General features: G+C 58.0%; 12 protein-coding genes. 7 read left to right on the top strand and 5 right to left on the bottom strand.

Annotated elements, in window-relative coordinates; genetic code table 11:
* From ACESMK_RS06865 to ACESMK_RS06845, 5 genes are all read left to right on the top strand, one after another.
* Positions 1-1,302 (top strand): hypothetical protein (locus ACESMK_RS06865; RefSeq protein ID WP_372996576.1); only part of this gene is annotated, 1,302 nt, incomplete at its 5' end.
* Positions 1,283-2,941 carry a ShlB/FhaC/HecB family hemolysin secretion/activation protein gene (locus ACESMK_RS06860; RefSeq protein ID WP_372996574.1) on the top strand — a complete coding sequence of 553 codons (1,659 nt, stop codon included), beginning with the start codon at positions 1,283-1,285 and terminating at the stop codon, positions 2,939-2,941. The genes ACESMK_RS06865 and ACESMK_RS06860, both read left to right, overlap by 20 nt.
* Positions 2,942-2,971: 30 nt before the next feature.
* The gene (locus ACESMK_RS06855; protein ID WP_372996572.1) at positions 2,972-3,709 is read left to right on the top strand and encodes a SapC family protein; all 738 of its coding nucleotides are present in this window, start codon (positions 2,972-2,974) and stop codon (positions 3,707-3,709) included.
* A gap of 281 nt (positions 3,710-3,990) precedes the next feature.
* Entirely contained in the window at positions 3,991-5,805 is a 1,815-nt protein-coding gene (locus tag ACESMK_RS06850) for a 7TM diverse intracellular signaling domain-containing protein (RefSeq protein WP_372996570.1), read from the top strand.
* Between the two features lie 377 nt (positions 5,806-6,182).
* Complete coding sequence (locus tag ACESMK_RS06845) at positions 6,183-6,881, top strand: crotonase/enoyl-CoA hydratase family protein (RefSeq protein WP_372996568.1); 699 nt, start codon at positions 6,183-6,185, stop codon at positions 6,879-6,881.
* A 42-nt stretch (positions 6,882-6,923) separates the two neighbouring features.
* Here the strand turns inward: ACESMK_RS06845 and ACESMK_RS06840 are convergent, their stop codons facing one another.
* A complete protein-coding gene (locus tag ACESMK_RS06840; RefSeq protein WP_372996566.1) occupies positions 6,924-7,319 on the bottom strand; it encodes a DUF2306 domain-containing protein in 396 nt (131 codons plus the stop codon).
* Between the two features lie 85 nt (positions 7,320-7,404).
* On the opposite strand from ACESMK_RS06840, the gene ACESMK_RS06835 reads away from it, so the two are divergent.
* A complete protein-coding gene (locus ACESMK_RS06835; RefSeq protein WP_372996564.1) occupies positions 7,405-7,953 on the top strand; it encodes a PadR family transcriptional regulator in 549 nt (182 codons plus the stop codon).
* Between the two features lie 37 nt (positions 7,954-7,990).
* Entirely contained in the window at positions 7,991-9,037 is a 1,047-nt protein-coding gene (locus ACESMK_RS06830; protein WP_372996719.1) for a threonine aldolase family protein, read from the top strand.
* Here ACESMK_RS06830 and ACESMK_RS06825 read toward each other — a convergent pair.
* The 4 genes from ACESMK_RS06825 to ACESMK_RS06810 are packed head-to-tail and all read right to left on the bottom strand — an operon-like array spanning position 9,022 to position 12,556.
* Positions 9,022-9,966 (bottom strand): biotin-dependent carboxyltransferase family protein, encoded by a 945-nt coding sequence (locus ACESMK_RS06825; protein ID WP_372996562.1) that lies wholly within the window; start codon positions 9,964-9,966, stop codon positions 9,022-9,024. The genes ACESMK_RS06830 and ACESMK_RS06825 overlap by 16 nt on opposite strands.
* On the bottom strand, positions 9,963-10,697 hold the full coding sequence (pxpB, locus tag ACESMK_RS06820; RefSeq protein ID WP_372996560.1) for a 5-oxoprolinase subunit PxpB: 735 nt from the start codon (positions 10,695-10,697) through the stop codon (positions 9,963-9,965). Before pxpB ends, ACESMK_RS06825 begins: the two co-directional genes overlap by 4 nt.
* Complete coding sequence (locus ACESMK_RS06815) at positions 10,694-11,449, bottom strand: 5-oxoprolinase subunit PxpA (RefSeq protein WP_372996558.1); 756 nt, start codon at positions 11,447-11,449, stop codon at positions 10,694-10,696. Before ACESMK_RS06815 ends, pxpB begins: the two co-directional genes overlap by 4 nt.
* A 39-nt stretch (positions 11,450-11,488) precedes the next feature.
* Entirely contained in the window at positions 11,489-12,556 is a 1,068-nt protein-coding gene (locus tag ACESMK_RS06810) for an NADH:flavin oxidoreductase/NADH oxidase (RefSeq protein WP_372996717.1), read from the bottom strand.
* Between the last annotated feature and the right edge of the window lie 92 nt (positions 12,557-12,648).

Raw genomic sequence — 12,648 nt, 5'->3', positions numbered from 1 at the left:
GGTGGGGCGGTTCAGGCAAGAGCCGGTGAGAGTATTGCGATGCTGGATCTGGTGTCTGCTGGGACAGGAGTCAATCTCGATGCCGCGGAAAGTGTCCGGGTCAATGTCATCCAGTCTGGCGGTGATCAGAACGTGAGTGCTGGTGTCGACATTGAGTTCGAGCGATTGGCTGCTGGTGAACAGCTGCTGTTATCTGCCGGAGGCAATATCACGGGCGGACGACTGGAATCGGCTGAGGATGCGGATGCTACTGCGGACGCTGGAATAGCGATCACTGACGGCATGGCTGTGGGCGGCTCCGCCGCTCTGACGGCCGGCGAATCCCTGGAGGTGGCAGGCGGCGTAATCGTTGGTGGGCATATGAACGCCACTGCGGGCGGGAACTTGTTGATGGCAGAGACGATTGATGTTGCTGGTGACCTGGTGGCAGAGGCGGGCGACAGCATCTCCATGCTGAATGTGGTTTCGTCAGGGGCGGACGTCAGCCTGCGGGCAGTCGACACAATTCTCGTCGACGTCATCGAGTCAGTCGGTAGCCAATCACTGTCAGCGGGTGAGGGTGTCGCTTTCAGTCAGCTGCGTGCAAGTGGTTCGGTTTCGGCTGCGGCTGGCAATAGCATCACTGGTGGAACGATTTTTGTCCCGGGGGAAGTCACATTGGCGGGCAGTGTGATCAACACTGTCATCAGTCACACGGGCCAGAACCTCACTGGCAAGGTTACTGGCTACGATGGGGGCCTGGCCGGCCTTGTGGCTCTTAACATCGAAAGCGAGGGCCGTGTTGACCTGACACAGATGCATGCTGAGCAGGCCTCCGTGACCACCAATACCAGCGAGTTTGCCATCGATTCCGGCTGGATCGGTACCGAGCTGTCGGTTCTGACCGGCACCAATAGCCTGTACATGAACAACCGGGACGCCTCGGTTCGGGATGTGGACGTTCAGCTGTTCGAGCCGGACGCCCGCTTCAGCCTGCAAATGCGCGATGGCTGGACCTGGACCGATGCCTACGTCAGCCACTATAGGCCGGGGCATGATGTGCAAAGCCCGAATTACAACGCCGAGCGTGAATACACCGGTATTGAATACAACGGCGCCAGCGTTGCCCGTGACAACGATCGTTTCATGCAGAGCGGTGTGGACGCGGTTACACGCGGCCTGATGCAGGCGTTGGGTATGCCATTGCAACGCGCGCCGGCAGTGATCTTCGAGACTGACAGTATCGGTGGCAGCGCGGTCAATCTGGACGACCTTCAGGCCGCAAACACAACGGAGAGCGCGGATGACGAAAAAGATGTCTGATTGCCTGCGGGTTGCCCGTCAGAGCTGGATGGTTGTCGCAGGTGTCGGGTTGGCCGTGGGCAGCAGCTTGGTGGCTGCCCAGCAGGCGCCAGCCCCGGACCTCAGAACGCTGGACCCAAGCCTGCAACAGGAGCGTGCGTTTGAGAGCGAGGAATACTTTCGGGAACAGCCTCGGGAGCGGGAGCAGGACCCGCTGGAATTACCGTCGGACATTAACGGCCAGGGATTGCCAGAGTCCGATGTCACCTTCGAGCTTCAGGAAATCCGGATCAACGAATCTGAGCTTTTGCCTATGGATATCATCCGTGGGCAGATAGCACGCTACGAGGGCCGCGAGGTCAGTTTCGCTGACATCAATGCATTGGTGGATGCCCTCAACGAACTTTACGCCGAGGAAGGCCTGGTCAATGCTCGGGTCATCGTGCCGCCCCAGCAGATCCAGAACGGGGTTGTGACCCTTCAGCTGGTGGAAGGGCGACTGGGCAAGGTGGTCGTCGCTAATGAGATCTACAACCGTGAAAGTGTGGTGCGTTGGGGTTTGCCAGCCGAACCCGGAGCGGTAGTCGATATCCGGGAGCTTCGCCCCGCGTTGACTCGGATTAACCGAACCTCGAACTTTCAGCTTAGGGCGGCACTGGCCGCGGGTGAACAGCCGGGGGAAACCGACATCCGCCTGAGTGTCGACGAGCAGCCACGGCTGATCGGCCAGGCCTTTGTCGACAATGCCGGTTCCGAAACCACCGGCGAGGAGCGGCTGGGTGCATCGCTGGTGGTCAATGGGCCGCTGCGTATTGATGATCGCATGACGCTGTTTGTGGTGGGCTCAAAAGGCTCCCTGAACGGCCTGTTCAGCTACGACGCTCCGGTCAACCGCTGGGGCGGTCGTCTGGGCGCGCGCTTCAGCCAGGGCGACATCGAGATTGTAAAAGGCCCGTTTGAGGCCCTGAACGTCACAGGCGACTCGCAGGAGATTGCCCTGCGCTGGGACCAGCCGTGGTATTCCGGTGACACGGTGCTGGTTCAATCCTATCTGGAGAACGCCGCGATCGAGTCCACCACGGAACTCGAGGGCCAGGCGATCAGTGAATTTGATGTCGACCGCTGGTCACTGGGGGCACAGATCAACGGGTACCTGGCCAGCGCCAACTGGAGCTTCCGGCAGGGCGTGGTTCGGGCTGAGGTCGAAAACGTGTTCGGTGTCACCGATGACTACCTGCTTTACGAGGGTGACGCTTCCTGGGTACAGGCGTTTGGCGGCGGGTTTCTCGGGCTGTTTCGTGGCGGCTGGCAGTTCGCTGACGAAGACACCGTGCCCCCAACCCTGCTGTTCCAGTCCGGTGGTGCTGGCAGCGTTCGCGGCTATCCGTCCGGGGCAGTGGCTGGCGCTGACGGCCTGTTCGCCAGTGCGGAGTTGCGTTATCGCTGGCGGCCAGGCCTGGAGCCGTTTGCTTTCACCGATTACGGACGGATCAAAGACGTCAGCCCCTCGAGCGAGGAGCTACAGAGCCTGGGCGCCGGTCTGCGCTGGCAGTACGGTGATCACCTGAATGGAGAGCTGTACTGGGGCCAGACCCTGCGGGACGTGGTGCCCGACCAGGATGGCGGGAAACTGCAGGCCCGCATCAGTTACCAGTTCTGAATTACAGTGACCAAAAAGAAGGATGTTTGCATGCTGCTTTACAATCATATCGTACCCCTGAACCGGGATAACCACCGAAATCTGAAGATCCAGACCGGGTTGGGTACCGCGGCGTTTGCCCGCGATACCCACTACGTGCCGCTGGCCGGCAGCGAGTTTTTCCAGGCCGCCCGTGACTACCCGATTGTGTTCGCTGGTGAGAAAGCCGATGAACTGGGTGCAGTGGCACTGCTGGGTCTGCGTCAGAACGAGAACCTGTTTCTGGATGACAAGGATGCCTGGCGCGAGGGCTGTTATGTGCCCGCATTTGTTCGCCGTTACCCGTTTGTGCTCGCCCAGGGTGGCAAAGACGGCGATTACACCGTGTGCCTGGATGATAGCTTTCACGCCTTCTCAGAGGAGGAGGGTGAGCCACTTTTTGACGACGAGGGCAAGGATACCGAGTATCTTAAAGGCGTTATCAATTTCCTGAATGGCTATCGCGCGGAAATTGATCGCACCAAGCGATTTACCCAGAAATTGAACGAATTGGATCTGCTGGTAGTGCGCGAAATTCGTGTTTCGAACCGGGAACAGAAAAATTTTCTGTTGCGGGACTTAAAGATTGTAGATGAGTCCAAGTTACGTGAGCTGGACGATAGTACTATCGGGCAGCTGAGCCGAGATGGACACCTGGGTTGGATTTACGCTCATCTCATGTCTATTGGTAACGCCAGCCGGTTTCCTCAGTATATGCCTCAAAGTGTGGGCGAAGCAGAGATTTCTTGAAACTTGGGGGCGTCCGATTACCACAGCGGAGCCTGCAACTAAATATGCGTAACTGCCCATCCCATATTAGGTGGCCGTCCAGGCGGTCACCGAATTCGATAATAAAGCCATTTAATACTGGCTTCTAAGCCCGAATCGGTGGACGGCGATAGGCCGATGCTAAATATGTCGTTCAATACCGCCAAGCGTAGGATTGATCTGTCTGTATAGGCGAATAGCCGCTATAAATTCTGCGTCGTGATCGCTTGATCTGGCAGTTCAATTCTCAAGGAGAGGCGCGTTTGCTGCCGGGTGATTGTCGTTTGGTAAATCAGTTGTTTGCCCTCGTATGGCTTTTGTTGGCAGCGGCCTCAGGCTGGAGCTCGGAACGTGTGCTTGTGCTAGATGGGCACAAGGCGCAACCGTTGGACCGCTTTATTTCGCTGATACGGGACCCCGGTGGTGAGCTGACGTTCGAACAAGTGCTTAGTGGAATCGAGCCCTTTAGACCAGCAGTGCCAGGCGGTCTCCACCAGGGCTATACTCCCGATGTTTACTGGATGCGGATTGAAGTGGAATCCCTCTCAAGCACGCGGTTGAACCGAATGCTTGAGTTCACCTACGCCTATCTGGATGACATTCGTCTCTATAAGGTGAATGCGAATGGCATGGTAGAACGGATGCGCTCCGGGCGTACCATTGCGCCGGCAGACCGAATTGTGGCTCATCGTAAGCCAATTTTTCCGCTTTCATTTGAGCCTGAGGAGCGGGCGACGCTGTACCTGCGGGTAGCCACCCACGCCAGCATGACCCTCAACGCACGGCTGGCGCCAACCTATGAATTCTACGAAGACAGTGACTTGGAATATGTCTGGCTTGCCCTCTACTTCGGCATGTTGGCGGCTTTAGGTGCATATAATTTCCTGTTGTTTCTTGGTACCCGTCAACGCTCCTTTCTGCTGTATTCGTTGTTTGTGTTTAGCTTTGGTATTGCCGCCTCCAGCATGAACGGCTTGGGTCCTTTGCTGATGTGGCCAGGACTGGTAGGAGAGTGGGGCAACCGTATTCTTCCGACCGGATATACCCTTGCTGCTACCTTGGCGGTTATGTTTGCCCGAAGTTTTCTGAATATGCGAAGCATTGCCCCGCGCTGGGACCAGTCTTTATCGGTTATAGCAATATGTTGGTGGTGCACGACTTTGTTGACGTTACTGGTGTCAGTGCAGGATGCCCTCAAGATAATGTCGGCGATGGGTGTTTTGACGACCGTGTTTTTAATAACCAGTGGTATCGCGGCCGTACGCTATCGCATTCCTGCAGCCCGGATATACCTAACGGCCTGGTTGCTCCTGTTGGTGGGCGCCGCGTTGCTGTCGGTCCGCAACCTGGGCTGGATACCTTCCAATTTTTTCACTGTTTATGGCCTGCAGATCGGTTCCGCCATTGAGATGATTTTGCTGTCCTTCGGTCTGGCGGCCCGATTTAACGAACTCAAGCGCCAAAAAGAGGAGGTTCAGCGCAAGTTGTTAATGTCGCTAAAGCGACAGGAGCGTGAACTGGAACGCCGGGTTGTCGAGCGCACTTCAGAGCTGGAGGTCGCCAAGGCCGAACTGGAACGCCGTGTAGTAAAAGACCCACTAACAGCAATCTACAACCGCTATGGCCTGATGATTCATCTCGAAAAAATCACACAACGGTCGCAGCGGCGAAATGAGCTTTTGGCCGTAATCCTGATCGATCTGGACGGCTTTAAGCCGGTGAACGACCAGTACGGTCATGAAGCGGGTGATGTATTGCTTCAAACAATCGCCCGTCGACTGCAGCAGGAGGCTCGGGACAGTGACTGCGTGGCCCGGATGGGAGGCGATGAGTTTGTGGTTGTCACCGAAAACGTCACCTCAAAAGCCAGCGTGTTTGAAATCGGCCAGCGGCTACGCGAAGCCATCACACAGCCAGTGACTCTGCCTTCCGGAGAGTTGGTATCAATTGGTGCCAGCGTGGGGATCAGTATCGGTCGAGGTGGAGAGCAATCGGGTAGTGACCTGATCAGGGGAGCGGATCAGGCCATGTACCGGGTCAAACGAGAGCACAAGAACGATGTCTGCCTGTTTACTTAGCGCGTTGAGCAAGTGTGGACGATCAGCAAAGGTAATATACTGCCGCAACCACATGTCATAGGCTTTAGACGAATACACAAAGTACTGTAACCATCCCTGTTTTAGTTGCGCTGCTGATAAGATTTCCGCCAGTTGCTGTTTCCCTAGATATTCAAATGGACTCACGCCTTCAGTGGATCTGAGCGGAAGAAAGCGGGGTCACCCGGCCCGGGGAAAAGGTCCGCTTTGCGACCTTACCGGCCAATGCATTGAGTCAATATCGGTCCCGTCATGGCGACATGACCAATTGATATTGAAACTCGGCCCCGCGTAACACACAATCAGGCTTACCGAAGTAAACAAACGCTCACTTTAATTCCGGTAGAGAGGTAGATCAGGTGACTGAGCTGGTAAGTTATGAACTGAAAGACGGTGTTGCAACGATTGCCATCAGCAATGGCAAGGCCAATGCCCTGAGCCAGGAAGTGTTCGAGGGGCTCAACGCGGCGTTGGATCGGGCCGAGCAAGACAAGGCCGTTGTGATACTGACCGGGCAGCCCGGCGTGTTCTCTGCCGGATACGACCTGAAAGAAATGCAGAAGGGGCCGAAAGAGGCTGCGGCGCTGGTAAAAACCGGCTCCAGCTTTACCCGGCGTCTGGCCGCATTCCCGTTGCCGATCATTGGTGCCTGTAGCGGCCATGCCATTGCCAAGGGCGCATTCATTTTGCTGTCAGTGGATCACCGCATTGGTATTGAGGGGCCCTTCAAGCTTGGCTTGAACGAGGTGGCCATCGGCATGACTATGCACCACGCCGGGATTGAAATTGCCCGCCATCGACTGGCGCCCGCTCATTTCTTCCGTTCGGTCGTGAACGCTGAGATCTACAACCCGGAAGGAGCTGTAGAGGCGGGCTTCCTGGATGAAGTGGTTGCCCAGGACAAGCTGGTTGAAAGGGCCACCGAGCTTGCTCTTCATTTCAAAACCCTGAATATGCGTGCCCACCGGGAAACTAAGGTCAAGGCCAAGGCAGACTATCTGGCGCTGCTGGATCGTTGTATCGAGCAGGATGCCGAACACCTGGGTCTGAACGGATAATTCTTCTACCTCAAGGCCGGAGAGGTTCAGACTCTCCGGCGCTCACCCGAAAACCACGGTATGCATCATCCGGCCTGGCAGCAGGGTAAAAGCCCCGGCGCCAACCAGTGCGAAAACGAATAGCGATGCCATGGTGATTCCGTGCTCCCTTAGTCTTCCTCTTTGCCCCTGGCGCACTCCCCACCAAAGCATTATCAGCGTGTAGACAGAGAGCAGATGGATTGGGCTCCATGGGCCCACTAGCTGAATGGTATGGATAAAGAAGGATGACAAGGCGACGGCTGCCATCATCCAGATCCATACCCAGCCGGCCGTTTTATGCAGCGCTGTACCCTTCCTTAGGAAAATCTGTAGAAGGCCCAGCACAAAGGCCAGAACCGCTGCGACAACGTGAAGCTGAATCGCAATGGATGTGTTTGTCAAAGGCTCAAGATTCATGTCTTTGCTCCTATATGCAACTTGTTGCACATGGTAGCGCGTGTTTAATGTTATATGCAACAATGCGCATATTGGAGGATTGAGAATGGCACTTCGGTATGCATTACTTGCGAGTCTTTATGAATCACCCGCAACAGGGTATGAGTTGACCCGAAGGTTCAGAGAGCGGATGGGAAATGTCTGGAACGCCAGCCATCAGCAAATCTACCGAGAGCTGGCAAAGGCACTCGATGATGGTCTGGTAAAGGTTGAGCTGGTTGAACAGTCCGGAAAGCCGGATCGCAAGGTTTACCATCTCGCTGATTCAGGAAGCGCTGAATTGGGGAAATGGGTGAATGGCTTTTCTCCACGACCGGCCACCAGAGACCCGCTGCTGCTTAAACTGTTTGCGGGCGATCTCTGGTCGCAAGACAGACTTTCCGAGGAGCTTTCTCGCTATGAACTCGACTGGCAGGAAGAACTGGAGCGCTATCGCGAGATAGAGCGGGACTATTTTCAGGATGTGCAAACGCTGCCGCGACACTATAAATTGCAGTATCTTGCTCTCCGGCGCGGAATCATGGCAACGGAAAGCTGGCTCGCATGGGCCAGGGAAGTGCGAGACGTGTGCGGGGCTCCGCCTGAAGGTTCTTGATCAGTGAGAGTAAGCAATTCAAATGGAAGGAGAGTGAATTTTGTCCCAGTCCGAGCAGTTTGCCAGCGACAACTATAGCGGTGTGTGCCCGCAGGCCTGGAAAGCCATGGAAGCGGCCAACCGGATGGATGAACCGGCCTACGGCGAGGACAGCTGGACGCAGAAGGCGGCGGATGGTCTGAGGGCACTGTTCGATACCGATTGTGACGTGTACTTCGTATTCAACGGCACCGCTGCCAACTCTCTGGCCCTGGCGTCCATCGGTCAATCCTTTCACAGTGTGATCTGTCATGAGCTGGCCCACATTGAAACCGATGAATGCGGCGGCCCGGAGTATGCCTCCAACGGCGCCAAACTGCTTCTGGGGCAGGGCGAAAACGGCAAGCTGACACCGGAAAGCATCGAGCATCTGGTAACCAAGCGGACCGATATTCACTACCCCAAGCCCAAGGCGCTCAGCCTGACCCAGGCAACCGAGGTGGGCACCGTTTACACTCCGGATGAGCTACGGGCAATTCGTGCGATGGCGAACCGTCACAAACTGAACATTCACATGGACGGCGCCCGCTTTGCCAACGCCGTGGCCGCCCTCGGTGTGCATCCATCGGAGATAACCTGGAAGGTGGGCGTGGATGTGTTGTGCTTTTCCGGCACCAAGAACGGTCTGGCACTTGGTGAAGCTGTGGTGTTCTTCAACCGCTCTTTGGCGGAGGATTTTGAGTGGCGCTGCAAGCAGGCCGGCCAGCTTGCTTCGAAGATGCGCTATATTTCCGCACCCTGGTGTGGACTGCTGGAGAGCGATGTCTGGTTGCAGAACGCTCGCCACGCGAATGCCTGCGCAGAACGACTCGCCAACGGGCTGAAAGACCTGCCGGGTATCCGGCTGCGCTACCCCCGGCAGGTAAATGGAGTTTTTGTTGAGATGCCGGAGTCTGTGCAGGCAGAGTTGCGGGCCAGGGGATGGCGCTTTTACAACTTCATCGGTGGCAGTGCCCGCCTGATGTGCTCCTGGGCAACCACTGAAGCGCAGGTGGACCGCTTTCTGAGCGATGTGCGGTCTTTGGTGGGTTACCCTGTAACCTGATTTACGAACGCTCTGTGCTCCCGGAGCGCCCGCTCGGCGCCGGTCGGCCTGAATCGAACTCTCTGTCCGGGAAGGCTCTGGGCCAGCCTGGCGGCTGCAAGCGGAGTCAGGTTGCCTAGTCGGGGGTAGCCGCCGATGGTTTGCCGGTCGTTCAGAAGGGCGATGGGCTGGCCGTCCGGCGGCACCTGCACCGCGCCGAGAGAAATGCCCTCGGAAACCATGGAATCGATCCGGCAGTGCAGTGGCGGGCCGATCAATCGCACGCCCATGCGGTCGGCGCGATCGTCGACCCGCCATTCACTGTTGAAGGCCTCATACAGGCTGCGCCCGGAAAAGTCCGCGATTTGAGCGCCTGGCAACAGGTCCAGAACGGCGGGTTCGGAGTAATCCGGTCGCTGATGCTCAGGGGTTTCAATAGCCTCCGTATGCACACCGTCCGATTGGGCGACCGTTAATCGGTCGCCTTCTGCCAGGCGGCGGCCCAGGCCATCGAAGCCGCCCAGATGTTCCCGAGTCACACAGGCAACGCTGCCGAGAACCGGTTCTGCTGAAAATCCGCCGGCAACCGCGAGATAGGCCCGCAAGCCCTTGGCTGGCGTACCGAACACGATCCGTTCACCTTTGCCGACCCGGATTCTGCGCCACAATGGCAGCGGCCGGGTGTCGTGTTTTGCCGAGAGGTCTGCACCGGCTACCGCGATGGTCAGATCCTTTTCGGCCTGTATTTCAAGGCCGCCAAAGGTGATCTCCAGTGCCGGACAGCCCCATTTATTACCGGCCAGCCGGTTGGCCCAGGCCCAGGCATGCAGGTCTGCAGGCCCACCCTGAGTCACACCCAGGTGCCGCACACCGAAACGGCCGGCATCCTGCAGCAAGGCCAGTGGGCCTGCCCGGTTTACCCGAAATCCATAGGTTGTACCCGGGTTCATGTTCGTCTCTCCTCTTGGGCCGGTTCCGCAGGGGTGGTGTCACCGCCTTCGTTTTCGAAGGTGTGCCGGTCAACGGAAACAAAGCGCACCCGGTCGCCCACCTTGAGCAGACTGAAGCCGTCCCGGTTGCGGTCAAACAGTCGGGCGGCGGTGCGTCCGATCAGGTTCCAGCCGCCGGGAGTGACGACCGGGTAGGCGGCTGTTTGCTGGCCGGCGATGGCGACACTTCCGGCAGGTACCCTGGGGCGTGGCGTGCTGAGCCGGGGGCAGGTCAGGCTCTCATCCAGAAGTCCCATGAAGGCAAAACCGGGCGAAAACCCCAGGGCGAACACCCGGTATTCCTGGAAGCTGTGGGTTTTGATCACGTCATCCACGGACATATCTGAAAGCTCGGCAACGCGGGTGAGGTCCGGCCCCACACCCGGATCGTACCAGGTGGCAATTTCGTGCAATTCGCCTTCGCCACCAACCTCGTCCGGGACCAGCTTGGCAAGCACCTCCGACAGCATCTTCCGGGCTTCCCAGGAGCTGATTCTGAGTGGGTCAAAGGTCACCAGCAGAGTGGTGTAGGAGGGCACAAGATCAATCAGTGAGTCACCGAAGGCCGCTTCGCAATCGTGGGTGAGTGCTGCGAGCCACAACAGGTTATTTTCCTCGATGGTCTCGAACAGGCGCACCATCCAGCCGTCAATGCCGGCGGACTCCAGCCTTGGCAATCCCGTGTGCGTCACGAGGCCCTCTCCAGAGTGCTCAGCATCTCCCGGATACGCCTTACGGCAGCAATCGATTCCTCGTTGTCGCCATGAACGCAAAGTGTATCGGCCTGCAATAACAGTTGGCTTCCATCGCTGGCGGTCAGTGGCTGCCCGGTGGCAATCAGTCGCGCCTGCTCGATGATGGTTTCGGGCTCATGGTGTACGGCGCCCGGTTCGGATCGGGGTACCAGTCGGCCTTCGCTGTCATAGGCCCGGTCGGCGAACGCTTCAAACCACAGGGTAATGCCATGGTGTTCGGCCTGTTCCAGGAGGTGAGCGTTGTCCCGCATTGCCAGGGTCATCAGCGGCAGAGCCGGGTCAAACGACCGGATCGCCCGGGCAACAGCCGCGAAGCGCTCTGGGTCCCGTGCCATATCGTTGTAAAGGGCGCCGTGGGGTTTCACGTAGCAGAGTCTGGTTCCTTCTGCCCGGCAAATGCTCTCAAGTGCGCCTAGCTGGTACAGCATCAGGTTCTCGATTTCATCTGCCGAGCAGGCCATTGAGCGTCGGCCAAAGCCGACCAGGTCAGGATAGGCGGGGTGGGCGCCAATACCCACGCCGTGGGCCTTGGCCAGGCGCACGGTTTTACGCATCACGTCCGGATCCGACGCATGGAATCCGCACGCGATGTTTGCCAGGTCGACATGGGGCATAACTTCATGGTCCAGCCCCATGACCCAGGGGCCGAAGCTCTCGCCCATGTCGGCGTTCAGCTTCAAGATTGCCATAATCACCTCTTTGCCTCTTGTTGAGGCGTTTGTGTCAGCTCAGAAAATATTTGACCGCTCGTACTGTTTGGGCCATTCAACATTCTCCGCCCTCAAGGCAGCGGCAGCCCGTAATGGCCAGGCTGGATCCGCCAGCAGTGCCCGACCCAGGATCACCAGGTCTGCCTGGCCATTGGCAATGACCGATTCAGCAAGGTCCGGACTGTGTATCAGTCCAACGGCACCGGTGGCAATGTCAGCACGGCTACGCACGGCGTGCGCCAGTGGTATCTGATACCCGGGATGAATAGGAATCTGTTGGCGTGGGTCGTTGCCTCCTGAAGAACAGTCTATCAGGTCAACATCGCCCTGGAACCGCAGCAGAGTCGCCAGGCGCACGGTGTCGTCCAAAGTCCAGCCACCCTCTACCCAATCGGTGCAGGAAAGTCGAAGGAACAGAGGCAGGTCGTCTGGCCATTCCTGACGAACGACCTGGATGGAGTCCTGCAGGAAGCGGATCCGGTTCTCGAAAGACCCGCCATATTCATCGGTACGCTGGTTGCTCAGCGGTGACAGAAACTGGTGAATAAGGTAACCGTGGGCACCGTGCAGCTCCAGGGCCCGGAAACCGGCTTCCCTGGCCCGCTGTGTTGCAGACCGCAAGGCTTCGAGAGATTCGACGATCTGGTCCCGGGACATGGCCGCGGGTACTTGCCACTGGCTCGCATAGGGCAAGGCCGAGGCAGAAACCAGGTTCTCCCAGCCCCCGTTATCGGCCCTTAACGGATGGGAGCCTTCCCATGGCCGGCCGACCGAGGCTTTCCGGCCGGCATGGCCGAGCTGAATGCCGGGCACCGCCCCCTGATCTGACACGAAGCGTGCAATTCGGGACAGGCGGTCCCGTTGCTCATCGTTCCAGAGCCCAAGGCACCAGGGCGTGATCCGTCCCCTGGGTTCGATGTGCACAGCCTCCGTGAAGACCCAGCCAGCTCCGCCGGCAGCCCTTGCGCCCAGGTGTACGTAATGCCAGTCATTGGACAGGCCGTCCTGGCCGGAATACTGGCACATCGGTGAGAGCATGATCCGATTGCGGGCGATCACCGAGCGGAACTGGACGGGCCGGAACATGTGAGGGTTCGGGTCCCGCCTCAGGATCCGGCGGGCATTTTCGCCGCCGGAGCGTGAATCGGTAATCCCGGAATGTGAGTCACGGTTGTTGT

This window comes from Marinobacter sp., assembly GCF_041687235.1.
In the GTDB taxonomy this organism is placed as follows: domain Bacteria; phylum Pseudomonadota; class Gammaproteobacteria; order Pseudomonadales; family Oleiphilaceae; genus Marinobacter.
This window is presented reverse-complemented; position numbering and strand designations above follow the sequence as displayed.